At 34.3% G+C, this 22,791-nt stretch carries 24 protein-coding genes and 1 tRNA gene; 7 read left to right on the top strand and 18 right to left on the bottom strand.

The annotated features are described in order from the left end of the window. Nucleotides 1-48 precede the first annotated feature (48 nt). Nucleotides 49-498 (top strand): GNAT family N-acetyltransferase, encoded by a 450-nt coding sequence (locus tag IAE51_RS08185; RefSeq protein WP_058203983.1) that lies wholly within the window; start codon nucleotides 49-51, stop codon nucleotides 496-498. Between the two features lie 41 nt (nucleotides 499-539). Here IAE51_RS08185 and IAE51_RS08180 read toward each other — a convergent pair. The 3 genes from IAE51_RS08180 to IAE51_RS08170 all read right to left on the bottom strand — a co-directional run bounded on the left by IAE51_RS08180 (nucleotide 540) and on the right by IAE51_RS08170 (nucleotide 2,555). Next, a tRNA-Met gene (locus tag IAE51_RS08180) sits at nucleotides 540-606 on the bottom strand. A 65-nt stretch (nucleotides 607-671) separates the two neighbouring features. Continuing rightward, nucleotides 672-1,463 carry a hypothetical protein gene (locus IAE51_RS08175; RefSeq protein ID WP_200095149.1) on the bottom strand — a complete coding sequence of 264 codons (792 nt, stop codon included), beginning with the start codon at nucleotides 1,461-1,463 and terminating at the stop codon, nucleotides 672-674. 822 nt (nucleotides 1,464-2,285) lie between these two features. Further along, nucleotides 2,286-2,555: a hypothetical protein gene (locus tag IAE51_RS08170; protein WP_033899889.1), complete on the bottom strand. Its 270-nt coding sequence runs from the start codon at nucleotides 2,553-2,555 to the stop codon at nucleotides 2,286-2,288. A 143-nt stretch (nucleotides 2,556-2,698) separates the two neighbouring features. On the opposite strand from IAE51_RS08170, the gene IAE51_RS08165 reads away from it, so the two are divergent. Both IAE51_RS08165 and IAE51_RS08160 read left to right on the top strand, forming a co-directional pair. After that, nucleotides 2,699-3,274: a helix-turn-helix domain-containing protein gene (locus IAE51_RS08165; RefSeq protein ID WP_033899887.1), complete on the top strand. Its 576-nt coding sequence runs from the start codon at nucleotides 2,699-2,701 to the stop codon at nucleotides 3,272-3,274. Nucleotides 3,275-3,285: 11 nt separating this feature from the next. Beyond that, a complete protein-coding gene (locus tag IAE51_RS08160) occupies nucleotides 3,286-3,870 on the top strand; it encodes a hypothetical protein (RefSeq protein ID WP_200095147.1) in 585 nt (194 codons plus the stop codon). 137 nt (nucleotides 3,871-4,007) lie between these two features. Here the strand turns inward: IAE51_RS08160 and IAE51_RS08155 are convergent, their stop codons facing one another. Next, nucleotides 4,008-4,589: a uracil-DNA glycosylase family protein gene (locus IAE51_RS08155; protein ID WP_033899885.1), complete on the bottom strand. Its 582-nt coding sequence runs from the start codon at nucleotides 4,587-4,589 to the stop codon at nucleotides 4,008-4,010. Nucleotides 4,590-4,726: 137 nt separating this feature from the next. Between IAE51_RS08155 and IAE51_RS08150 the strand changes: the two genes are divergently transcribed. After that, on the top strand, nucleotides 4,727-4,954 hold the full coding sequence (locus IAE51_RS08150; RefSeq protein WP_200095145.1) for a hypothetical protein: 228 nt from the start codon (nucleotides 4,727-4,729) through the stop codon (nucleotides 4,952-4,954). Here the strand turns inward: IAE51_RS08150 and uvrA are convergent. Continuing rightward, nucleotides 4,924-7,746 (bottom strand): excinuclease ABC subunit UvrA, encoded by a 2,823-nt coding sequence (gene uvrA / locus IAE51_RS08145; RefSeq protein WP_200095143.1) that lies wholly within the window; start codon nucleotides 7,744-7,746, stop codon nucleotides 4,924-4,926. The genes IAE51_RS08150 and uvrA overlap by 31 nt on opposite strands. Nucleotides 7,747-7,824: 78 nt before the next feature. After that, complete coding sequence (locus IAE51_RS08140) at nucleotides 7,825-8,463, bottom strand: hypothetical protein (protein WP_003130310.1); 639 nt, start codon at nucleotides 8,461-8,463, stop codon at nucleotides 7,825-7,827. Between the two features lie 68 nt (nucleotides 8,464-8,531). Between IAE51_RS08140 and IAE51_RS08135 the strand changes: the two genes are divergently transcribed. After that, a complete protein-coding gene (locus tag IAE51_RS08135) occupies nucleotides 8,532-9,056 on the top strand; it encodes a histidine phosphatase family protein (RefSeq protein WP_015426995.1) in 525 nt (174 codons plus the stop codon). Then, nucleotides 9,053-9,367 carry a GIY-YIG nuclease family protein gene (locus IAE51_RS08130; protein WP_010906152.1) on the top strand — a complete coding sequence of 105 codons (315 nt, stop codon included), beginning with the start codon at nucleotides 9,053-9,055 and terminating at the stop codon, nucleotides 9,365-9,367. The genes IAE51_RS08135 and IAE51_RS08130 overlap by 4 nt, the downstream gene beginning before the upstream one ends. A 13-nt stretch (nucleotides 9,368-9,380) precedes the next feature. Here IAE51_RS08130 and IAE51_RS08125 read toward each other — a convergent pair whose 3' ends face one another. The 10 genes from IAE51_RS08125 to IAE51_RS08080 all read right to left on the bottom strand — a co-directional run bounded on the left by IAE51_RS08125 (nucleotide 9,381) and on the right by IAE51_RS08080 (nucleotide 19,594). Next, nucleotides 9,381-10,730, bottom strand: a complete 1,350-nt coding sequence (locus IAE51_RS08125) for an amino acid permease (protein WP_017864937.1) — start codon at nucleotides 10,728-10,730, stop codon at nucleotides 9,381-9,383. 482 nt (nucleotides 10,731-11,212) lie between these two features. Continuing rightward, nucleotides 11,213-12,130, bottom strand: coding sequence for a Gfo/Idh/MocA family protein (locus tag IAE51_RS08120; RefSeq protein WP_021722658.1), 918 nt, complete (start codon nucleotides 12,128-12,130; stop codon nucleotides 11,213-11,215). Nucleotides 12,131-12,161: 31 nt separating this feature from the next. After that, nucleotides 12,162-12,797: a thiamine diphosphokinase gene (locus IAE51_RS08115; protein ID WP_033899876.1), complete on the bottom strand. Its 636-nt coding sequence runs from the start codon at nucleotides 12,795-12,797 to the stop codon at nucleotides 12,162-12,164. Then, a complete protein-coding gene (locus IAE51_RS08110) occupies nucleotides 12,794-13,141 on the bottom strand; it encodes a nucleoside triphosphate pyrophosphohydrolase family protein (RefSeq protein WP_012898400.1) in 348 nt (115 codons plus the stop codon). The genes IAE51_RS08115 and IAE51_RS08110 overlap by 4 nt, the downstream gene beginning before the upstream one ends. A 24-nt stretch (nucleotides 13,142-13,165) precedes the next feature. After that, nucleotides 13,166-13,621, bottom strand: coding sequence for a hypothetical protein (locus IAE51_RS08105; RefSeq protein WP_023189074.1), 456 nt, complete (start codon nucleotides 13,619-13,621; stop codon nucleotides 13,166-13,168). A 142-nt stretch (nucleotides 13,622-13,763) separates the two neighbouring features. Beyond that, the gene (gene asnS, locus IAE51_RS08100; protein ID WP_012898402.1) at nucleotides 13,764-15,107 is read right to left on the bottom strand and encodes an asparagine--tRNA ligase; all 1,344 of its coding nucleotides are present in this window, start codon (nucleotides 15,105-15,107) and stop codon (nucleotides 13,764-13,766) included. A 47-nt stretch (nucleotides 15,108-15,154) separates the two neighbouring features. Beyond that, the gene (locus tag IAE51_RS08095; RefSeq protein WP_003130296.1) at nucleotides 15,155-15,466 is read right to left on the bottom strand and encodes a hypothetical protein; all 312 of its coding nucleotides are present in this window, start codon (nucleotides 15,464-15,466) and stop codon (nucleotides 15,155-15,157) included. Beyond that, entirely contained in the window at nucleotides 15,463-16,644 is a 1,182-nt protein-coding gene (locus tag IAE51_RS08090) for a pyridoxal phosphate-dependent aminotransferase (protein WP_200095142.1), read from the bottom strand. The genes IAE51_RS08095 and IAE51_RS08090 overlap by 4 nt, the downstream gene beginning before the upstream one ends. Continuing rightward, a complete protein-coding gene (locus IAE51_RS08085; protein ID WP_003130291.1) occupies nucleotides 16,641-17,084 on the bottom strand; it encodes a DUF5590 domain-containing protein in 444 nt (147 codons plus the stop codon). Before IAE51_RS08085 ends, IAE51_RS08090 begins: the two co-directional genes overlap by 4 nt. Nucleotides 17,085-17,218: 134 nt before the next feature. After that, complete coding sequence (locus IAE51_RS08080) at nucleotides 17,219-19,594, bottom strand: ATP-dependent DNA helicase DinG (protein ID WP_162551467.1); 2,376 nt, start codon at nucleotides 19,592-19,594, stop codon at nucleotides 17,219-17,221. A gap of 228 nt (nucleotides 19,595-19,822) precedes the next feature. On the opposite strand from IAE51_RS08080, the gene IAE51_RS08075 reads away from it, so the two are divergent. After that, complete coding sequence (locus IAE51_RS08075) at nucleotides 19,823-20,260, top strand: universal stress protein (protein WP_010906159.1); 438 nt, start codon at nucleotides 19,823-19,825, stop codon at nucleotides 20,258-20,260. 53 nt (nucleotides 20,261-20,313) lie between these two features. Here the strand turns inward: IAE51_RS08075 and IAE51_RS08070 are convergent, their stop codons facing one another. Continuing rightward, complete coding sequence (locus IAE51_RS08070) at nucleotides 20,314-21,606, bottom strand: hemolysin family protein (RefSeq protein ID WP_033899871.1); 1,293 nt, start codon at nucleotides 21,604-21,606, stop codon at nucleotides 20,314-20,316. 139 nt (nucleotides 21,607-21,745) lie between these two features. Beyond that, on the bottom strand, nucleotides 21,746-22,747 hold the full coding sequence (locus tag IAE51_RS08065) for a choloylglycine hydrolase family protein (protein ID WP_200095141.1): 1,002 nt from the start codon (nucleotides 22,745-22,747) through the stop codon (nucleotides 21,746-21,748). Between the last annotated feature and the right edge of the window lie 44 nt (nucleotides 22,748-22,791).

Genomic DNA, 22,791 nt, shown 5'->3' with positions numbered 1-22,791 from the left:
TTATAATAAATCCAAGGCTTTTAAGCAAACTAATCTTTAGGAGAAATTATGGAAATTAGAGTAACTCGTGATACTATGTCTGATATTTATTTTGATGCTTTACGGATTCGTAATCAAGTTTTTGTCAAAGAACAAGGCGTTCCTTATGAACTTGAAGTTGGAAACGCTCTTGAAGAGGCCTCTTCTGTTCATTTTGTTCTTTATGACGATGGTCTTGCCAAAGGTACCGTTCGTTTGCTTGCTGATTGGGATGAAAAAAAAGCGCTAATTCAACGAATGGCAATTTTAAAAGAAGCAAGAGGTCATGGTTATGCAACTCTTCTAATCAATCGTCTGATTGAGTTTGCTAAAGAAAGCAAATTAAATAAATTAGAACTTCATGCACAACTTTCTGCCAAAGGTTTATATAGCAAACACGGCTTTAATGAGGTAGGGCAAGTTTTTGAAGAAGCTGGTATTCAACATATTCAAATGGAAAGAACTGAATTTAGCGATTAAAATATAAAAAAGCCTCTTATAATTAAGAGGCTTTTTATTTATGGTTATTGCTGGACTCAAACCAGCGACCAAATGTTATGAGCCGTTAGCTCTATCCAACTGAACTAACTATTAATAAACAGAAATTATTACTTTTTCAAAATAACTTATGAAAGAAATTAATACTATTTACTTTATTTAATCATTGACGTGTCCATAAATATTTTGGAAATAATTGTGTATTTGGAACTATCATTTTTATCCATCATCTCTAAATCTCCATCAGCATTAACCATGAACTCATTAATTTTAGTCTTATTAGCAATTGCTACTCCGCCATTTGGATCATCTGAATAATCTATTCTAAAAACATCCGCATAGACAATGTTATTTTCTAAATGAATATTTACATCATAGAATACATCAAATCCTGGATTGATACCTTCACTCTTAAAAAGTGCATCTTGAACAGCTACTACCCAGAATAATACTTCTTTTTCATTTAATTTTTTTTGATTGATTATAGGAAAATTTTTTGAAGATACCTTTAGGTTTGGATAATTTTCAAAATCTAGACTTTTTAAAAAGCCATTACTATCTACTGCAAAATAGTTCCTTGAATCAATCTGACCTTGTGTAATGTCAGTTCTTGCAATTCTTTCACCAGCATCGTTCCTTCTAATAATAATTCTTTCTGGTCTATCATCAAGAGGATGTTCTCCTTCATACATTGCAATCCATTGTTTGAATTGCAAATCAGATAGATTTTTTGTATCAACTATTTTGCTTTGTGGCGATGAGTGTGTGGACTGGCTTTGCTGTGAACTGCTGGGTTGAGTGGGATTATCACTTTGTGGACTTTTTTTCGTAACTTTTGATGATGTCTCCGCTTTAGAACTATTGCTTGTATTTGATTTTTGAGAGTTACATGCACCCAACGTCAAAAGTAATAACAAGGAAATTATGGTAATTGTAAATTTTTTCATAAATATACTCCTATATTTTATATTAATAAAAGACTATCATAAATAACAATTCAATACAAAGACTAAGGTTTTTTATAAAAAATGCCAGCAAATTGCTGACACCCATGTTTAAGAGTTTTATTATAACATAATTAGGCGACCATCAAAAATGAGGGGCGCCTATCTACAAACCGTATAATACCAAATATTGTTGAGGTCAGCAATAATGTAAACTGGTCGAATTCGATAAATTTGTATTTAAATTGGAAAATAAAAAAGCCACTCCAAAGAGCAGCTAATATGAATAACAGGAAGAGCCAACCGAAACTCATCCAGTAAGAATCCAACACGATTATTGAAGTTTTATAACATTTATATAAGTGGTCATCTTGTACTACATCACACTATACTTGTCAACTTATAAAAAAAGCGATCGGAGTAATAGGCGCTTAGAAGTATTTATGAAAAAGTTTATTTTTGGAAATGAATCTATTATATGCTTCTTTTATTGAATGAATAATAAAAAAACGTCTAATCAATTTAGACGCCTTGCTATACACTAGAATACCTTTATAGAATAGAAAACTCATAAAATAGGTTACTTTTTATGATAGAAACCGGTGCATAGATATTCTATATTATATGAAGTTGTATAGATATTTTCAAGTTAAATGGTCGATTAAAGGCAAAAGAAAAAGCACCGGAGGGTGAGAAATCTTTTAATGCTTATATAAATCAAAACATGTATCTATTGCAATAATATAAAATGTAGTTTCTATTCTCTTGCAAATAACTCTTCCCATGTTACTTAGGCAAAACGCCCAAAATTCTTCGCCTGCTTTTTTATTTCTCTCTGAATTTATAAAAGCTGGCGTAATTATCATAACCACTCCTTTCATTGCCTCTACAAATTAAATAGAGCTCATCATCAGTGAAAAGAAAACTTAGTCTTTTAAGAGTTTTTATTGATAGGTATAGGTTTTTCGCACGTTTATCATAGATTTGACCATCACTTCCATTTTTTAAAATTTTTCTTGAAAGTTCTCCAAAACTCATTATCCTTTCCAAAAGTTTCTGTTCAATTAAATTCCAAAAATCTTCCTCTTGTATCATTGTTTTCTCCTTCCTTTTTACAACAAATACCGTTTAAACAGTTCACCAAGAAAAATTACATATATTCTAAAAAATTCCATTGATTTATACTGTTTAATTCGTTATAATAACGGTAGAATAAATTTCAAGAAAGTGATGAAATAATGGGAAGAGGAACTTTAACACCTCAAGAAGAGGAATTAAAAAAACTTATTTCTAATAATATTAGACAAAAAATAAAAGAAAAAGGAGTTTCCCAAGCTGAATTTGCTAGAAAAGCTGGAATTCCTCCAACAACATTATCCGGCTATATAAAAGGAGTCACAAGACCTAATGCGGGTAATCTTCAAAAAATTTCTGATAGCTTAGGAATATTAAAATCTGATATTGATCCTTCATATAAAAAAGGCTACTCTTTAGAGGATTGGCAAAGTAAGCAAGAACAAACTTCAACTGTGGCCGAAATAGTGGAAGTCAGCAAGTCTCTAAATGATATACGGCAGGAAAAAGTTCTTAGTTTTGCTAAAAATGAGAAAAAAGAGCAAGAAAAAGAAAGTACAAAAATTGTTGCTTTGAAAAATGGAGAACAAAACCAAACTGTTGATCTGGCTGATTTAGTAGATGATAGCAAAGTTAATTGGGATAAATGGGTTTCATTTGACGGCAAACCTTTGACTGATGAAATAAAAAATGCCATGAAACTTGCTCTTGGGAAACGTTTGGAAGATAAGGATAAATAAGGAGGTTTTCTATGGGCAGACAGGAGCTTTTAGACTATCTCCTCAAAGAAATTGAAAAATGTGGCTTTGAGATTTTTGCAGTAGATACTTTTCCAATAGCTGCGGTGGTTAATGTGGATAACAAAATAATGGTTTATAATTTCAAGGATGCTTCTCCTTTTGAAGTCGCTCATGAACTGATCCATATTCTTAATAAAGACAATCATCGTGGAGAATACTTCGACGCAATAAATCCGCATGAGGTAAGAGCAAACCATGAAGCGATTCTTCTTCTCTGGGAGATATTTGAAGCTAATGGCGGAAGTTATGAATATTTTAATGTCTTTGTTGATACGACGGATGCACCTTTTGAATTAGCTTATTCAATTATCAGCAAAGAATATTCGGAAATGCACCAAGCAATTACTGAAATATTTGAGGATGAAATCAAAGTCACTATTAATAAACAGGAAATGCATGACTATATTGTTGATTATATTAGCTATTTTGATGTGATTGAATCGGTTAATATTTATCAATTTTTGGACCATTACCATCTGAATCATTGTTTGTATGAATTGGCGGAAAAAGAATTTCAGAAGATATCCTATGGATAGAACTGGCATAATTTGAATACATTTGCTTAAAATCTGAAAATAGTGATGTCAGAAAAATATATTGAGTAATTGGATATAAAAAAGTTACTAACATACTGTCAGTAACTTTTTTTTATTACTGACAGCCTGTCAGTAATTTATTTCATTAATTGAGCAACTCTTTTTTTTAGTTCTGGTAAAAGTTCAGGCTCAAACCACGGATTTTTGGCTAACCAAATATTATTTCGTGGGCTGGGATGAACAAGCGGAAAATATTTTGGTAAGTAAGCTTCAAAATCACGAATCACTTCTGTTGTTTTTGCTGATGATTTTAAATTTAAATAATACTTTATGGCATAAGAACCTACTAGAATAAAAAGTTCAATCTCAGGCATTTCTTCTAAAAGTGCTTTATGCCATTTTTGAGCAAAACCTGCCCGAGGTGGCAGATCACCTGATTTTCCTTTTCCAGGAAAATAAAAATCTAAAGGCAAAATAGATATTTTATTTGACTCATAAAAAGTGGTTCGGTCAATTCCAAGCCAATCACGCAGGCGGTCACCTGACGGATCATTCCAAAAGAGTCGTGATTCTTGTGCTCGAATACCTGGCGCCTGACCAATAATACAAATTTTTGCTTCTTTATGGACAGAATAAAGCGGCTCTATCCCTTCTTTTGTATATTCTTTGTTCTGTGGGTCAGCTTTAATCGCTTCAAAAATTTCCTTAAATTTATCCATTTTCTTTCCTCAAAAGCGTAATCTAAGTTTATAGATTACGCTTTTTATTGTAAAACTTACTGACAGAAAGCTTATCTAATAAATATTTCTAAGATAAATCCTGTCAGTAAAATGCGACCAGAGGAAGCATTTTATCGGTGAACAAAGGAACTGGCAGTGAAGCTGACAGTTCTATCACTAATAATGCGACCAAAGGTGAACATTTTTTAGGCAGTTCTGTCAATTCGATTATTGAACTAAGTATTTTAATTACAGATGAACAAGCTGACAGTTTTATCAACCCTCTACACTTAATGACAAGTCTTTTAATTACAAGTCTAAATTTCCATCAGTCTTATTTTTCCAATTTTGCTTTCAAATACTGACCAGTATAACTGTCAGCAACTTTTGCAACTTCTTCTGGTCTTCCTTTAGCAAGAATTGTTCCACCACCAGCACCACCTTCTGGACCTAAGTCGATGATGTAATCTGCTGTTTTAATGACATCCAAATTATGTTCAATGACAACAATCGTATTTCCTTGTTCAACCAAACGGTCTAATACTTGAATCAGGGTCGCAATATCTTCACTGTGCAAACCAGTTGTTGGTTCATCCAAGATATAAAAAGCTTTACCATTTGAACGTTTTTGTAATTCAGAAGCTAATTTCATCCGTTGAGCTTCCCCACCTGATAAAGTAGTTGCCGGTTGTCCAAGCGTCACATATCCCAAACCTACATCAACAATCGTTTGGAGTTTACGTTCAATTTTTGGAATATGACGGAAGAATTCCAAGCCATCAGACACGCGCATATCGAGTATTTCCGAAATATTCTTCCCTTTATAATGAACTTCTAAAGTTTCTGAATTGTAACGTCTGCCATGGCAAACTTCACATGGAACATAAACATCCGGCAAGAAATGCATTTCAATTTTGATGATTCCATCACCAGAACAGGCTTCACAACGTCCACCTTTAACATTAAATGAGAAACGTCCTTTTTTATAACCACGAATTTTTGCTTCATTTGTATTGGCAAATAAATCACGAATGTCATCAAAGACGCTGGTATAAGTAGCCGGATTTGAACGTGGAGTTCGACCAATTGGACTTTGGTCAATATCAATCAAACGCTCAATTCCTTCATAACCAGTAATTTTTTTATGCTTACCAGGTTTCTCTGAGTTGTGATTCAATTTTTGAGCTAATGATTTCTTTAAAATACTGTTAACTAAAGTTGATTTACCAGAACCAGAAACCCCAGTTACAGCCGTCATAACTCCCATTGGAAACTCAACGTCAAGGTTTTGCAAGTTGTTCTCACTTGCACCTGTAATCTTGACCATTTTTTTCTTATCAATGGCTCGACGTTTTTCGGGAACTGGAATGGCTCTTTTTCCTGACAAATATTGCCCTGTCAGTGATTTTTTATTTTTCATGACTTGTTTTGGTGTTCCAGAGGCAATAATTTCACCTCCTAAATCACCTGCCCCAGGGCCAACATCAATGAGCCAATCGGCTGCCATCATCGTGTCCTCATCATGTTCAACGACAATTAAGGTATTCCCCAAATCACGCATCTTTTGTAAAGACTCAATCAATCTGTCATTATCTCTTTGATGTAAACCAATGGAAGGTTCATCCAGAATATACAAAACGCCTGATAAATTTGAACCAATTTGTGTCGCTAAACGAATGCGTTGTGACTCTCCACCAGAAAGTGTTCCGCTTGAACGAGATAGCGTAAGATAATCCAAACCAACATTTTTCAAGAAAGTCAAACGGTCTTTAATTTCTTTCAAAATAGGTTTTGCGATAATTTCATTATTTGCAGAAAGAACTAAACTTTTCACATAATCAAGTGTATCACCAATTGACAGAATTGAAAATTCAGCAATATTTTTCTCTCCCACTTTAACAGAAAGTGCTTGATCATTTAAACGATAACCATGACAAGTCGTACAAGTCAATTCAGTCATGTAAGAACGCGCCATTTCTCTAGCTGACTCGCTCATTCCTGAACGATAACGACGCCAAAGATTAGGAATGACCCCAACAAAGGTCATATCTTGGTCACGTAATCCAAAATCTCCTTCGTGCAGAAAATGGAAAAGTTTATCTCCATTTCCATATAAAACAATTTGTTGTTCTTTTTCTGAAAGTTTTTCCCAAGGCCTATCTAAATCAATGCCGAATTGCTCCATTGCTTGCTCTAAAAGAGCAGGGTAATAAGTTGAGGCTTTCCCATACCAATAGATAATTGCTCCCTCACGCAGTGTTTTGCTTGTATCAGGAATCAATAAATCGACATCGGGTTCCAATTTAACTCCTAAACCATCACAATCTGGGCATGAGCCAAAAGGAGCATTGAATGAGAAAAGACGTGGTTCAAGTTCTGGAACGGTAAATCCACAAACTGGACAGGCGTAAAATTCACTAAATAAAAGCTCTGAACCATCCATTTTATCAACAATAACATAACCCTCAGCCTGATGAAGCGCAGCCTCTACAGAGTCAAAAAGACGCGAACGAATTCCTTCTTTTACAACAATCCGGTCAATAACAATTTCAATGTTGTGCTTTTTATTTTTATCAAGTTCTGGAACTTCTGAAATATCATAAACTTCGCCATCAACACGAACACGAACATAACCATCTTTTTGGATACGCTCAAACATTTTAACATGAGTCCCTTTTTTGGTACGTACGACAGGAGCGAGAATTTGTAAACGTGTTTTTTCAGGGAGTTCAAGAATTTGTTCAACAATTTCTTCAACTGACTGTGCCGAAATTTTTCCATGACCATTCACACAATATGGCGTCCCAACACGGGCGTATAATAGACGCAAATAGTCATTAATTTCCGTAACCGTCCCGACTGTTGAGCGAGGATTTTTAGAAGTTGTTTTTTGGTCAATAGAGATTGCTGGCGACAAACCATCAATTGAATCAACATCTGGTTTATCCATATTTCCTAAAAACTGTCTGGCATAAGCTGACAAAGATTCAACATATCGACGTTGACCTTCTGCATATAAAGTTTCAAAGGCCAGAGATGATTTCCCAGACCCTGAAACCCCAGTAACAACAACTAATTTATCTCTTGGAATTTCAACATCTATATTTTTTAAATTGTGCTCACGTGCACCATGTATTACTATTTTATCTTGTGGCATTTATTTTCCTTTTATTATTTTGTTTTGATTGCAGATATTGGTGTCTTCTCCATAGTGAAGGTGTATATTCATGTTTTTTTATTTTTTAAAATAATGTTCTACTTCATCTTCGAGTGCTTGAATATCATGTTTGACTTGCTCACCCATTTCATGGTTAGATTTTTCGATAGTTTCCATCGTATTTCTAGCCATCTTTCGAGCTTCATTCATAATGGAACGGCAACCTGCATCATCCGTTTCTTTCATTTTTTCATCATATTCTATATGAATTTTTCTTGTAAATTCATTGATGTCATGCATCAATGTCTCAAAATTTGAGCGGACCTTGATCTGAGTATTTTCAAAATAAGGCTTACGGTCATCAATCACCAGATTTAAAAGCATCATTTGATAATTTAAATCTGCTGCATTACGATCTCTTGACATCGTATTCTCATTAATACGAATAATGCGTCGCTGATTACTAGAGTCATTTGTACTTTCAAAATGACGTTGTTCTAAGCGGTCCATGTTAAGTTGAATTGTTACTCGCATCAACACTTGTGAGATATGAAGATAATCATAAAACCATTTAATAAAATCGTCTTTTTGCTTATGAAGCATTTCGATAGATAGAGTGGTTGAATGACGTCTTTTTCCAGCTTGATATTCCGCAAAAGCAATAACTGCGGTTACAATTATTGCAAGACTTGAAAGAATCGTAAGTGAAGTAATCATACTCTTATTATACCACGAATGGCAAGCTAGCTCTTAACTTTGGCTACGTTAAATGGTATAATCTGACTATGAAATTATATTTAGTCAGACATGGTGAAACGCGAAGTATTCAGCAAAATTTGCTGACGGGTTGGTTGAACAGTCCTCTCACTGGCACAGGAATTCAACAGTCCGAAATTTTAGCTGACAAACTTTCGTCAGTAAAATTTGACTTGATTTTATCATCAGATTTACAAGGTGCTAAGGAAACTGCAATGATAATTTCTAATAAAATAGGAGCCTTACTACTCTTTGAACCTTTATTACGTGAACGAGGCCTTGGAAAATTGGAAAATCAAACAAAAGAAAATCGAGATTGGGCACAACTTAATATAGAAAATGAAGAAAATCTTACTTTAGGTATTGAATCTCTTGCTTCAATTCATGAACGTGCTAAAATATTTTTAGAAAAACTTCCTCAACTTTTTCCTTCTGCTCAAAATATTCTCATTGTTTCTCACAATGGAATGATTAATCAATTTCAAAAGATTTGGGAGCCTACTCATGAATTTACTCCTTTTGAATTTCTCACTATTTTAGAAAAAAACTTATGAACCAATATTTTACTTACATTTTACAATGCTCAGATAAGACTCTCTACTGTGGCTATACCACTGATTTAGAAAAAAGACTTGCCACTCATAACTCTGGTAAAGGGGCGAAATATACAAAAACAAGATTGCCAGTGAAGCTGCTTGCCTCTGTTGATTTTGATAATAAAAATGATGCCATGTCTTGTGAATGGTGGTTTAAACATAAACTTGTTCGCAAGCAAAAATTGTCACTTATCAAAAATGATTTAATCAAAGAAAAGTTTATTGAATACCTAGAGCTCAAACAAAAGAAAAACATTCATTTAAAATGAATGTTTTTTATTATTATGCTTTTTTCTTTCGGTAAGTAAAGTAAGAAAGGAGGCAAATCACTAGAGCAAAGACTGACAAAGTCCATGGATTAGTGACAATTTGCATGATAAAGATAATCGTTAAAGCAATAAGCACAACAAGTGTTGCCAACTTAACAAACCAATTCGTTACTTCTTTATGTTTAAAATATAAAACAAGAGCAGCGACTAAAAGGAGAATCCAAACAATTGAAATCGTAAATGAAATCGAACCAGCCACAAATTGCCAGAATCCATCACCCAAAATTGCTGACAAAAGTACACCAATAAACAAAACAAATGATGAAACTAAAATCGCATTCGTTGGGACTTGATTTTTAGATAATTTGCCCAATCTTTGACCCACATAAGAATTTGAACCTTGAATGCGTGAATAGAGTGAGCGTGAAGTGGCATAAATTGCTGAGTTAACCGCTGAGAAAATTGCAATAACAATGATTACGAGAACGATTTTATCAGCGTGTGGAATTCCTACTCGAGCAAAAATTGTAGCAAATGGACTTGCTGCATCTGGATTTGAAACTTCGCTCCATGGTAATAAATGCAAGAATAAAAAGATTGGAATAACATAAAAACTAATAATCCGAATTAAAACACCTCGAATAGCTCTCGGAATCGCTACTTTTGGATTTTCCGTTTCAGCAACTGTAATTGCTGCCAATTCAGAACCACCAAATGAGAAAATAACAACCAATAATGAAGTTAAAAATCCTGAAAAGCCATTAGGAGCAAAGCTTGGTGCTGTACTTTTAGTCGATACTTTTTGAGCGGTATCAGCAACAAAACCAAGATGAGCATCATTAATAACTAATAAATAAATTCCGAGTGCAATTAAAATTAAAATAACAGCGACTTTAATAAAGGCAAGCCAATATTCCGTTTCGGCAAAAGCTCTAACTGACCAGAGATTAATTGCTGTTCCAAGAACTGCTACAATCAGGGCGAAAACCCATAATGGCACTCCAGGAATTAGCATGGCAAGGAAAGTTGATACCCCTGCTTCTTCTGCAATTAGGACGGCCATCCAAGTTGCCCAGTAAACCCAGTCCGCAAAATGCGCCCAGTGGTCCCCAATAAAAGGAGCAACAACTCCGGCCATTCCAGCCTTATGTTCATCTTGATGGATGACCATTTTCCCAACACCATACATGACAACATAAAGTGTCAGTCCAGCTAAGATGTATGAGAGTAATACACTTGGCCCAGCCTGTGCAATGACTTTTCCAGAACCTAAAAATAGTCCTGAACCAATCGCTCCCCCAAGTGAGAGCATAACAATGTGGCGAGTCTTTAAAGAAGACTTCAAGCCTGTAGAATTTTCCATAAAATTCCTCTTTTCTAATGTGTGAAAGCAAAGCTTTCTTTTATAAGTTCCCTTCCATTCATCTAGCAAAACCCTGCTTGGAGTCGGTCTTTACGATTAATTTTACTTTAGAGTCGAAAGAAAGGGTAAAAAAATTAAAAAAGAAAGACCAGATAGTTTTTACTATCCGGTCTTCTTTGAATCCCGGCGCAGAAACTTGAGTATACTCAAAAGTTGTATCTACGCCAATTGCATAAACACAAACTATCTGCACCAAAAATAAAAGACTTTAGATTGTTGTGTTGTCATGCGGACTCCTTTTCTTAATTTTTTTATAATTATACTTTTTTATTGACAATAATGCAAGGCTCAGCCTAAAAAAATACTGACAGAAATTTTTTAACTCTGTCAGTCATTTTAAGATAGTCTAATGTTTCTGTCATAGGATAGCTGTGACTGCTTTAGCAGTTTACAGATATGCTAATATTTCTGTCAGTAACTTTTCATTTTAACATTTGGTCAATGATTTCGTGGGATTTTAGAATATTTTCTTGTCTAAGTTCTGTCAGTAATTCTTGACGATTTTGACCATCAAATTTTTCAACCGCTAGAACCATGGCAGAAATGATTTCATCAAAACCACGATTGTATGTCGCACTTTGCCAACCACTTATTCCAAATTTTTGACGGTCAATTCCTGTAAATTTTTCAAGTTCGCACAGTTCTGACAAGCGAAGGCTTTCTCTAGAACTTTCTACTGTAAATTCTTCAGTAAAGGCACCAGCTTCTAAGTTCATTGTGGCAATTCCACTCGTTGTCGCTGTTTCTAGCATAACAATTGCTCTTGTTAATTGCCCGTCTTGATTCTTCTTTAATGAATAATTGACTTCTAAAATCTCATCATCTAGCAAATAAATCAAGGTGTCCAGAGGGTGAATAAAAATATCGTACATTGAAAATGTAATTTTTTCACTGGCAGAATTTGCTAAATTTTTACTTACTTTCACCATATTTTTATCTGGGAGAGCTTTTAATTTAGCTGTTTGTGGTGCAAATCTGCGATTAAAAGCGACGACAAATAAAGTATTATTTTGGTCAGCAATTTTTTGCAATTCTTTTACTTCGGCTAATTTTTCTGAAACAGGTTTATCCATTAAAACAGGAACTCCCGCTGACAAATATCTTTTAGCTAACTCAAAATGTTGGGAAGTTGCCGCATGAATAATAACCAAATCCACAGTTTCTAGTGCTGACAAGTCCTCTGTCGCATATTCAAATTTATAATGTTTGCGAACTTCTTCAGCTTTTTCCCACTGACGAGAATACAAAATAAAACGATGGTCCGCCTGCATTTTCGCATAAACTGGTAAATAAGCCTTACTTGCAATATTTGATGTTGCCCCAATGACTCCAATAATCATACTTTTTCCGTTCTCCTTAACCTCTTATTATTTATTTTTTATGCGAATCGCCTGAATAAATTACAATGACCATTCCCTGATTGAATGAAACTTTCATTTGGTCACTGATAAATTCATTACTAGCATAGATTTGACTAAAATTATCCTCTGCTTTCAAAGGATATTTTGCTTCTTCAATGGCTAAACTATCCTTTGTTTCTACTTGAACAAATCCAACATATTGGTAAGTTGGCTTTCTCTTTAGTAAATGCTGACCAGGCAACAAATAGGTCATCAAATTTTGTCGGTCAACTAAAGTCATTTTTGGAGCGAGGGCTTGATATTTTGGTCGTGTTGCTAAATAAACATTGGTCAGTAAATGGTCCAAACGTCCACCTAAAGCACCAGCAATTACAATTTCCGCATCAGCAAAATACTCTAAAACAAAATCTAAAGCCGCTTCTAAATCTGTCAAATCTTTTTCAGCAGGCAATTTAATCAATCTGTCAGTACTGACAGAAATTTTTTCAAGTTCAATTTTACTGACAGAATCAAAATCACCAATTGCTAGAGCCAATTGATAACCTTTTTCCACTAAAAATAGTGACCCTCTATCCACACCAATATATTTATCAAAACTTTCATTAGGTATAAAATCTGGCAAACCAGCCACAATCAATATTTTCATCTCTCATCCCCTGAGCCTGAAATCTTGCCACGGCTCAATCGACTCTCTAATTTCTCAATATTTTCACTCGCAATTTGTTCAAGAGAAATTCCTAGATAACGTGCACTCGTTGCTACATACCAAAGAATATCACCAAGCTCCTGACCGATGGCCTTTTTATCATTGACTGACAGCTTTCCCTCTTGATCGCGGATAACTTTTTTTACCTTGTCAGCCACTTCACCTGCTTCACCAGATAATCCCAAAACTTTATCCACAAATGCAAAATCTACTTCATTTTGACTCTCTATTTTTTCATTCAAATCAAATTTGATAATTGCTTTTTGGTAAGCATCTAAATCCATTTTCTCCCCTTTAAGATTACAAAATTACTTTTTAAATTTTTTTCTCATTTTCACTTCCATAAAAATATCAGCTAAAATTGCCAAAACCATTTCCTGATAGTCTGCTTCGTCAATCAGAGCATGACGTAAACAACCTTGTTCATAATAAAGGTCACAAAGTTGTCTAAAAAGTCTGTGGTATTGTGCCACTTCATCTGGCAATCCTCGCATATTTTCATAAGCCATGTTGACAAATAATAAAAGCATCACCTCTTCATCAAGATTTTCTGGTTTGATTAAATATGAACGATAAGCACTAATGACAAACTCTGCAATAAAATCGGCCACAAACTGCGAACCAAGATAATCATATTTATAAATCTCATAAGTCATCAAAGCTCTTTCAGCCATTCGCTCAGCTAACTGCCTTGTTGCCAAATCTATCATTGCTTCATATTCATCATCCGACCACTTCATCCGAGGTTCTTCTTTATTTTTCATAAGTTAATTATATCACAGTCTTGCAAAGGCTATCATTCTCCAAATTTATTAATCATTTCATACAATATTCTTTTAAAACTAGCATTAAACCTCTTAATAGTAAAAATAAAAAACCTCTTAAAGTAGAGGTTTTTTATTTTTATTAAGGTTGGATACGGTTAATCATACGTGGGAATGGAATGGCTTCACGAATGTGTTCTGTCCCAGCGACAAAAGTAACCATACGTTCAAGACCAAGTCCGAAACCAGCATGAGGAACTGAACCAAATTTACGAAGTTCTAAATACCAATCATAATCTTTAGGATCTAAACCGAAATCAGCAATTTTCTTAAGTAACAAATCATAATCAGTTTCACGTTCTGAACCACCAATGATTTCGCCATAGCCTTCTGGAGCCAAAAGGTCAGCACACAAAACGCGTTCTGGGTTACCAGGGACTGGTTTCATGTAGAAAGCTTTAAAACTTGCAGGATAGTTGACGATAAATGTTGGAACACCATAGTAATTTGAAATCCATGTTTCATGAGGCGAACCGAAGTCATCCCCATGTTCTACATGCTCATAATCTGTATCTTCATCATTTTCGTGTGCTTGCAACAAATCAATAGCATCATCATAGGAAACACGTTTGAAAGGTGTATCAATATACTTTTGCAACATGCTTGTATCACGTTCAAGTGTTTCAAGAGCATAAGCAGCATTATCCAAAACACCTTGAATCAAAGCTTTCACATACGCTTCTTGAATATCCAATGATTCATCATGAGTAACAAATGGATATTCTGCATCCATCATCCAAAATTCTGTCAAATGACGACGAGTTTTTGATTTTTCAGCACGGAATACTGGTCCAAAGTCGAAAACACGTCCAAGAGCCATTGCTCCAGCTTCAAGATAAAGTTGTCCTGATTGTGACAAGAAAGCAGAATTACCAAAATAATCTGTTTCAAAGAGTTCTGTTGTGTTTTCAGCAGCATTTCCTGAAAGAATTGGACTATCAAACTTAATGAAGCCATTTTTCGCAAAGAAATCATAACTTGCATAGATGATTGCATTACGCACTTGCATCATTGCCATTTGACGTTTTGAACGCAACCATAAATGGCGGTTATCAAGGAGGAATTCAACGCCGTGTTCTTTTGGTGTAATTGGATAATCATGTGATTGACCAATCACTTCCAAATCAGTCACATCAAGTTCATAACCAAATTTTGAACGTGAATCTTCTTTAACGACACCTGTCACATAAACTGAAGTTTCTTGTGAGAGATGTTTAATTTCATCAAATTTAGCTGTTCCTTCTTCTTCACCAAAGTTTTCAATCATATTTGGTTTGAAAACAACAGCTTGGAAAAATGCTGTTCCATCGCGAAGTTGAAGAAATTGAAGTTTTCCTTTACCTGATTTGTCAGCAACCCAAGCGCCGATTTTTACTGTTTCACCAACGTGGTCTTTGACGTCGATGATTGAAATTAAGTCTTTCATAAATAAGTCCTTCTATATTTTAATTTTATAATTTTTAAATAATACTTTTATAACTTTTCAAGCCAGATTTCTTTTAAAGTTTTTAAATCTTCTTTGAATTCTTTAGTGGTTTGGAGCTCATCTTTTTCTAATTCTTCAAGAACTTCCAATTCAAAATCAGCTGTTTTCGCTGCTTTTTCAATGGCATAAGGTAAGCCAATTCCCGTTTTTTTGGCAAATTCAAAACGATTTTTTACACCTGCTAAATCTGGTGCTATATCAATATAGCGTTCATTCGTTTCGAGATTCTTATAAGCAACAACTGCTCCAACTTTTTTTGAAAGTTTATAGGCCGATTTTGCTTCTTTCTTATCGATCATTCATTCATCCAATCTTTTAAACGTGCCACTGCAACTTCTAAATTTTCAAGACTTGTTGCATAGCTCAAGCGCACATTTTCTGGAGAACCAAAACCTGCTCCTGTAACCAAGGCTACACCTGCTTCTTCAAGAATAGCAGTTGTAAAATCAGTCACATCACTATAGCCTTTCATCGCCATTGCCTTAGTCACTTTCGGGAATAAATAGAAAGCACCATTTGGTTTTACAAGTTCAAATCCTGGAACCTCAGAAAGTTGACCATAAATGATATTTAAACGTTCTTCAAATGCTGCATGCATTATCTCAAAACTATTATCTCTTTCTTCAAGAGCTTCTATTGCTGCGTATTGAGCGACAGCAGTTGGATTAGAAGTCGTTTGACTCGCAATCTTAGTCATCGCAGAAATAATTTCTGGATCACCTACAGCTAGTCCAATCCGCCAACCAGTCATTGCAAATGTTTTAGAAACACCATTAATCACTGTCGTTCTTTTCCGAATTTCATCAGATAGACTTGAAATTGCTGTAAATTCCGCTCCATTATAAACTAAACGATGATAAATATCATCTGCCAAAATTAATAAATCATGAGCAAGAGCCCACTCTCCAATGGCTGTTAATTCTTCTTTAGAATAAATCATCCCTGTTGGATTAGAAGGTGAATTGAGTAATAAAATTTTACTTTTACTTGTTCTTGCTTCTTCTAATTGCTCAACCGTAACTTTAAAATTATTCTCTTGCTTGGCTTCTACAATTACCGGATTTCCCCCAGCCATTTTCACTTGGTCAACATAAGAAACCCAGTAAGGAGCAGGAATGATTACCTCATCGTCAGGGTCAACAGTTGCCATAAAGTAAGCATAAAGGGCAAACTTTGCTCCAGCTGTAATCAATATTTCATTTGGTTGAATTTCATAATTATAAAAACGCGTCCAATAATGTTGAACTGTATTTTTTAATTCTGGAAGTCCACCAGCTTGTGTATAAAAGCTCGCCTTGCCATTATCGATTGCTTCAATAGCTGCTTGACCAATTATTTTTGGTGTTGGAAAGTCTGGCTGACCAAGTGTCAGGTCAATAATATCTCGCCCTTGTGCTTTTAATGCTTTTGCGCGATTTGCCGCAGCAAGAGTGACGGACTCATCCATTTTTAATACAAAATCAGAATTTTTTTTCATATCAACTCTTTCCCTGACTCAAAGTCATAAACTTTAAAACCATTGCTATTATTTACTTCCCAAGCCGGTTTCCCTTTGTAAAGCGCTAAGACAACTGATTTCGTATCTTTTGTCGTTAAGCTTGCTGGTGAAACCCCTTGCGATAATTTAACTTCTTTAATTTTACCAGATTTTTTTGGAATTAGAATTCCAATTTCTTGATTCGCTTTATTAAGGCCAACAATTGAATAAGTCACGGTGTCAGTTGCAGCAATATCAAATCCTGTCGCTTTAACTAAATCTGTTTTTTCTGTGGCAATGTCAATCGCTTGCGCTCGAACGGAATGATAAGGATTTAGACTCTTCCAAAAGAAAAGACTGATAGACAAATAAATGGCTAAAATTATCACTAAAATTCCAATTATAATTTGCGAATGTCGAGTCATTTTTCGCTTTTTCATATTTTTCTTCTTTCAAAATTTGAGAAAATCTTTTTTCAAAGATTATTTGAAGGCTTATTAGTAAAATTTCTCATGATTAGGAAAAAATAATTTGTCCAATTTCCCATTTTAAGTTTTTGCTTAAACATGTTTTATTATATCAAAAAATTCTTGATTTCGCTGATTGTGTCTAGTAAATTCAGCATTTTTACAGGTAAAGTTTCTGAAAGATTTTTTCGCATTCTTTTGGCGTAAGATTTTCCTGCAAGTCTTTTATCTAATACGACAATACTTGAGTACTGATTTTTACGACGGTTTACCCGACCAATGGCCTGACGTAATTTTAAAGTTGCCATTGGAACATTAAAATCATAGAAAGGATTTTCAAACTTTTGCGCATATTTTTTAGTTAAAATATCATCAGGCGTTGCAAAAGGAAGTCTTGGAATAACAAGAATCACTTGATTTTGCTTATCAAAATCGACTCCCTCCCAAAAAGAACCCAAACCTAATAAAATTTTTCCTTCACCTTTATCAAATTTTTTCTTGATTTGGGCTGGACTCCCATTAATATCTTGTGCTAAAATCTCAAACCCTTCAGCCGATAATTTCTCAGCAACAAAAGTCAAAGCCATTTTTGAAGTAAATAAGACCACCATTGGCAAATTCAATTTTGAAAGTTCTCCAATTGAATTTGCTGTGTAATCTGCATAATCAATTAAACTTAGATTTTTGATATTAGGCGCATCTGTCACCGTCAGCAATTGCTGATTAGTGGCTTGATTTCCTTCAATTTTGAAAAAGCGATAGTCTGTAAAACCAAGCAAGTCAGGAAATGACGGTTTGTCTTTAGATAATGACAATGTCGCTCCCAACATAAAAAGTTTGGTATTTTTAGGAATCAATCGTTCAAAATTATAAAAATCTTGGTCACTCGCATAAAGCATCCCATTTTCACGCCAGACAATTTGATTATCAGCTTCTAAAAGTGCTGACAGATTTCTCAAGCCAAGTTCATCAGCATCTATCTTTATTTTATTTAAATCAAGCTCTTTTTTATTAAGCTGAAAAACAAGACTTTCTTGAAGCCTTTTGGTCAGCTGGGGATTTTCACTTGTTTCAGCATCAATTTTTATCAGTTCGTCAGTAATTTTTAAAGATTTTTGACCCGCATTTTCCATGATAGGAAATAATTGTTGAGCCTCATCAACAACAAGAACACGATTTTCCAAAAAAGTTTCAGGATAGTCAGCTAAACGTTCAATCAAATAGGCATGATTCACCACTTTAATTTCAGCCTGTTCAGCTTCTTTTTGGGCTTTCAACCAAAAATCTTGTTCATAATGAAGCTGTTTTGTATTGACATAGCCATCATGGCGAATGACTTCAAAATAGTCATCATTAGTCATGACTTTTGAAACTTCATCCAATTCGCCTGTCCTTGTTTCTGTCAGCCAAATTAAAATTTTCATTTTAAAAATTTCAAAATTTTTGCCGTCAGTATTATTTAATAAAAGCTCAGAAAATTTTCTCAGAGAAATATAATTTTTAGTCCCAACAATCTTGGCCATTTTTAAACCAAATGTTTTCCCAAGTTTTGGTGCCACATCATTTACTAATTGCTTTTGGAGAACTTTGGTTGCTGTTGAAACGACCAAACCTTTTCCTGAGGCCAAAATTGGCAGTAAATAACCATAAGTTTTTCCAAGTCCTGTCGGTGCCTCAATAAAACTTGCTTGTAAATGTGTAAGCTCTGTTTCCATTAAATGAGCTAATTTTTCTTGTTTTGAGCGAGAAGACAAGCCCAATCTACTGATATTTTCTGAAAAATTTGCTGACAAGTCTGTCAGTGGACTTTTTTTACTGACAGAAGCCCTAAACTTACGCGTCGCAATATTATGAACCACTTTAAAGCCAGCTGGTCGAATTTTTGTTTTATCCAACTGCTCTTGTAAAAAAGTTTTACTTTCAAAAAGTAAATTGTCCGAATGTCTAAGCAACTCTTCCAAAACGCTTCTTGGTAACTTTTGGATTTTTGCTTCTATTTTCAGCAATAATTCAGCTGTAGCATACGCATCCGAAACTGCGGCATGCGGATGGTCATGTGCCAAATCTAACTTTTCGCTCAATGATTCTAAACCATATTTTTCAAAAGTTGGATAAAAAACACGCGCCAAATCGACTGTATCGACACGCAGCATTTCATTAAATTCCAAGCCAGCATTAAGAAAACTTTTTTCTAAAAGTCCATAATCAAACCTAGCATTATGAGCAACAAAAACACTGTCTGTCAGTAATTCTCGTACTTTTGCAGCAACTTCTGAAAACTCAGGAGCCGTCTTTAACTGTTTATCTGACAAACCTGTCAGTTCACTAATCCTTGGAAGCAAAGGTTCATGTGGATTGACTTCAGTGGAAAAAGTTTCAACAATTTCTCCATCTTCAACAAGAACAATCCCAATCTGTATAATTTTATTTTCACTACTATGAGCATCGGTCGCTTCCAGATCCACCACAGCATATCGAGTCATATTTTTCACCTATTTCTTACAGTTTTCTTTAAGTTCATAAGTCATCAAAATTTGCTGACAGACTTTCAATAGAGAACTTCTATTTCTGTCAGTAATTTTTTCCACTATTTTAAAGAAATTCACTTCATCAATTATACCATAAACCATTTTTTAACAGTTTTCTTTTTACAAATTGACAAAATAAGAGTAAAATTAAAATATAGATAAAAACTTATGAAGGAGTCGCCTATGTTAGATAACTATAAGAAAATCCTTGTTGGTATTGATGGTTCGGTAGAAGCTACTAAAGCTTTTGACAAAGCAGTTGCAACAGCACTTCGTAACGATGCTGAACTCGTTATCGCTAACGTCATTGACCTTCGTGCCTTCCAATCTATCTCAGCCTATGATTCAGTTGTTGCTGATGATACACACAAAGGTGCTGAAAACCTCATTAATGACTTTGCTGACGAAGCAAAAAAAGCTGGCGTTAAAAAAGTCAAAACTCGTGTTGAATTTGGTTCTCCAAAAGTCATGCTTGGCCAAACTCTTCCAAAAGAAGAAGAAATTAGCCTCATTGTTCTTGGAGCTACTGGTCTTTCTTACATTGAACGTATCTTTATCGGTTCAGTGGCGGATTACATTATCAAAAATGCACCATGCGATGTCCTCGTCGTTCGTCAATAAAATAAAAAAGCGGAGCCTCTTAAAGCTCCGTTTTTTTATACCTCAAATACAATCTACACTCGTTTAACTTCTAAAATATGAGGAGTAATTTTATCCATTTCAATAATAGTAATTTTCAAATTATCAAATTCGAAAGTCTGTCCCACCTCAAGTGGCTCATTTTGCTCTAGTGAATAATTTGTAATAAACCCACTAATCGTTTTACTTAAATTATTTTGAGCCAAATCAATATTAAACAGTTCTTCAAATTCAGACAAAAGCAATTTACCATCTACCTGATAAGTAGTTGGAGAAAGCTTTACTACCAATTCTTTCTCATGATCTTCTTCATCCTGAATATCACCAACTAACTCTTCAAGAATATCCTCAATTGTCACAAGTCCACTTGTCCCACCATACTCGTCCAATAGAATAGCAAAATGTTTATGCTCTTTTTGCATCTCTGAGAGTAATAACTTTACGGGAATAGTATCAATAAATATAATAGGTTCTTGCATGATTTTCTTTATTTCTTGACCAGGAGCAGTTAAATACTCTTTAATCAAATTTTGAAGCGTAACATAGCCTAGAATATCATCTTTAGTTTTAGCAATAATAGGGAAACGAGTGTGCCCTTTTTTAATCGCAAATTTTAACGCTTCTTCAATCGAAACATCAACGGGAATCGTCTCCATATCTAATCTCGACACCATGATATCCTTAGCTATCAAATCATCAAATTCAAAGACATTGTTGAGATATTCGTACTCTTTTTCGTTGATTTCCCCTTTAATAAAACTTTGATTAGCAATTAAAATTAACTCTTCTTCCGAATGGATTTCATCACCTTCAGTAGCCAAACTTAAATTAAACAATTTACCAATTGAACTTGCTGAAGCATTTAATAACCACACAAAAGGATAGGTAAGTTTATAAAAATAATGGAGCGGAGCAGCAACCGTTAAGACAACTCCTTCAGTTTTTGTAATACTTAAAGATTTTGGAATAAGTTCTCCGATTACCACATGAACAAAAGTAATTAATAAAAAGGCTAAAATAATAGACAAGCTGTCTAATAACGCAGAAGGTAGAGGAACATAAGACAAGAGGGGAGCTAAAATACTATGCATTGTACTTTCACCTACCCACCCAATTGCTAACGAAGTCAAAGTGATTCCAAGTTGACAGGCACTTAAATAAGAATCAAGGTGATTGACGATATTAAGTGCTAATTTTGCCCTTTTATTATTTTCTTTTTCTAATGTTTCTAAACGACTTTTACGTATTTTTACCAGCGAAAATTCAGCCGCAACAAAAAATGCCGTAAGAAAAATCATTAAAACTATTATAAATAAATTTAAAATCACTATTTTTTCCTTAATTTCTCTCTATTATTTCTCGAATTTCTTTTTAGGATTGCTATACTTAAAACTAATATTTAAAAAATACTTCTTGAATTCAAAGAACTGAATGAATATCCCTCCTATTTACTCGATTAAATATTTATCAATTTAACTCTAAAATATCTTCCTCATTGACAATAGGAAAGTTTTTAAATTCCTTCTCATTTTTCAAGGATTCTGACAAACTTATTTTCCTGATTCTTTGATTACCATAAGTTGAAAAATAATAACTTAGAGTTTCTGAGCACATATATGCCGAATAACAAGTGAAATCACTTGCTCCATGCTCAGTTATAACAATTCCTTTTGGAATACTTACAGATTCTAATATATGATGACAAAGCGTAATAGCGGCTAATTCATTACTTGGTTTCTCAGCGTAGTTTTTTAAATAAGCCGTTCTAACAAATCTTGAAGGAGGCGTAAAATCTCCTGGAAATCCAAAAGTACCTGAACCTTGACTAAATGGTTTTAATGTCTTTCCTAATAGTTCGATACTTTCTTTTTGATTAGGTGTAAAAGAAAGATAATTTCTTAAATTAGTTTCATGCCATTGGTAATCTGGACTATTTGTCATCACTCCAATTGAATCTTTTATAATTGAAAGTCCACCTTGCCTTGGTTCAATAATCAAACTTTGACCACTAGAATCAGAAAAAATAAAATGTAAAGGAGGCGTAAGACCTAAGGTTGGATTAGTATCATTAATAATAACAAATTTCTTATCAAATAAATCAATGATTTCTTCTAAATTACTCGCTTGAGTGAGGACCGTTGGAATAACCATATCAGGTGAAATTCCCTTTTGATTTTTTTTGATATTCTCACTATAGTCAGCATAGCCTGGGAAATATAAAGTCGCACCCATTAACCCTTTTTCATTGATTCCATCAAAGAGTACTGGATGACCCTTTTCCATCGCACCCATCCCTAAACAAGCATAGGATGTTTCAATTGTCTCTTCATTAGAGTGGGCAATTCCTATCTCCTTGTTTCTTGGAATAAAAAGAATTTGTTCCGCCATTTCTATTTGAAAATCCATTGTACGAGAAAGAAAATGTTTATTATCTTGACTCTCTAGTGTAAAACTACTACATCCAATCATCTTTTGTACCTCCAATGTATTCTATTAATTTAATTATACATCAA

This window comes from Lactococcus sp. S64 (genome assembly GCF_016516525.1).
Lineage (GTDB): Bacteria > Bacillota > Bacilli > Lactobacillales > Streptococcaceae > Lactococcus > Lactococcus lactis.
Note: the sequence above shows the minus strand (reverse complement) of the source record. Positions and strands in the feature narration are given on the sequence as shown.

Excerpts from the sequence above, each read along its gene's own strand:
- IAE51_RS08185 (WP_058203983.1), top strand. The coding sequence starts at position 49 with ATGGAAATTAGAGTAACTCGTGATACTATGTCTGATATTTATTTTGAT.
- IAE51_RS08175 (WP_200095149.1), bottom strand. The coding sequence starts at position 1,463 with ATGAAAAAATTTACAATTACCATAATTTCCTTGTTATTACTTTTGACG.
- IAE51_RS08170 (WP_033899889.1), bottom strand. The coding sequence starts at position 2,555 with ATGATACAAGAGGAAGATTTTTGGAATTTAATTGAACAGAAACTTTTG.
- IAE51_RS08165 (WP_033899887.1), top strand. The coding sequence starts at position 2,699 with ATGGGAAGAGGAACTTTAACACCTCAAGAAGAGGAATTAAAAAAACTT.
- IAE51_RS08160 (WP_200095147.1), top strand. The coding sequence starts at position 3,286 with ATGGGCAGACAGGAGCTTTTAGACTATCTCCTCAAAGAAATTGAAAAA.
- IAE51_RS08155 (WP_033899885.1), bottom strand. The coding sequence starts at position 4,589 with ATGGATAAATTTAAGGAAATTTTTGAAGCGATTAAAGCTGACCCACAG.
- uvrA (WP_200095143.1), bottom strand. The coding sequence starts at position 7,746 with ATGCCACAAGATAAAATAGTAATACATGGTGCACGTGAGCACAATTTA.
- IAE51_RS08140 (WP_003130310.1), bottom strand. The coding sequence starts at position 8,463 with ATGATTACTTCACTTACGATTCTTTCAAGTCTTGCAATAATTGTAACC.
- IAE51_RS08135 (WP_015426995.1), top strand. The coding sequence starts at position 8,532 with ATGAAATTATATTTAGTCAGACATGGTGAAACGCGAAGTATTCAGCAA.
- IAE51_RS08130 (WP_010906152.1), top strand. The coding sequence starts at position 9,053 with ATGAACCAATATTTTACTTACATTTTACAATGCTCAGATAAGACTCTC.
- IAE51_RS08125 (WP_017864937.1), bottom strand. The coding sequence starts at position 10,730 with ATGGAAAATTCTACAGGCTTGAAGTCTTCTTTAAAGACTCGCCACATT.
- IAE51_RS08120 (WP_021722658.1), bottom strand. The coding sequence starts at position 12,130 with ATGATTATTGGAGTCATTGGGGCAACATCAAATATTGCAAGTAAGGCT.
- IAE51_RS08115 (WP_033899876.1), bottom strand. The coding sequence starts at position 12,797 with ATGAAAATATTGATTGTGGCTGGTTTGCCAGATTTTATACCTAATGAA.
- IAE51_RS08110 (WP_012898400.1), bottom strand. The coding sequence starts at position 13,141 with ATGGATTTAGATGCTTACCAAAAAGCAATTATCAAATTTGATTTGAAT.
- IAE51_RS08105 (WP_023189074.1), bottom strand. The coding sequence starts at position 13,621 with ATGAAAAATAAAGAAGAACCTCGGATGAAGTGGTCGGATGATGAATAT.
- asnS (WP_012898402.1), bottom strand. The coding sequence starts at position 15,107 with ATGAAAGACTTAATTTCAATCATCGACGTCAAAGACCACGTTGGTGAA.
- IAE51_RS08095 (WP_003130296.1), bottom strand. The coding sequence starts at position 15,466 with ATGATCGATAAGAAAGAAGCAAAATCGGCCTATAAACTTTCAAAAAAA.
- IAE51_RS08090 (WP_200095142.1), bottom strand. The coding sequence starts at position 16,644 with ATGAAAAAAAATTCTGATTTTGTATTAAAAATGGATGAGTCCGTCACT.
- IAE51_RS08085 (WP_003130291.1), bottom strand. The coding sequence starts at position 17,084 with ATGAAAAAGCGAAAAATGACTCGACATTCGCAAATTATAATTGGAATT.
- IAE51_RS08080 (WP_162551467.1), bottom strand. The coding sequence starts at position 19,594 with ATGACTCGATATGCTGTGGTGGATCTGGAAGCGACCGATGCTCATAGT.
- IAE51_RS08075 (WP_010906159.1), top strand. The coding sequence starts at position 19,823 with ATGTTAGATAACTATAAGAAAATCCTTGTTGGTATTGATGGTTCGGTA.
- IAE51_RS08065 (WP_200095141.1), bottom strand. The coding sequence starts at position 22,747 with ATGATTGGATGTAGTAGTTTTACACTAGAGAGTCAAGATAATAAACAT.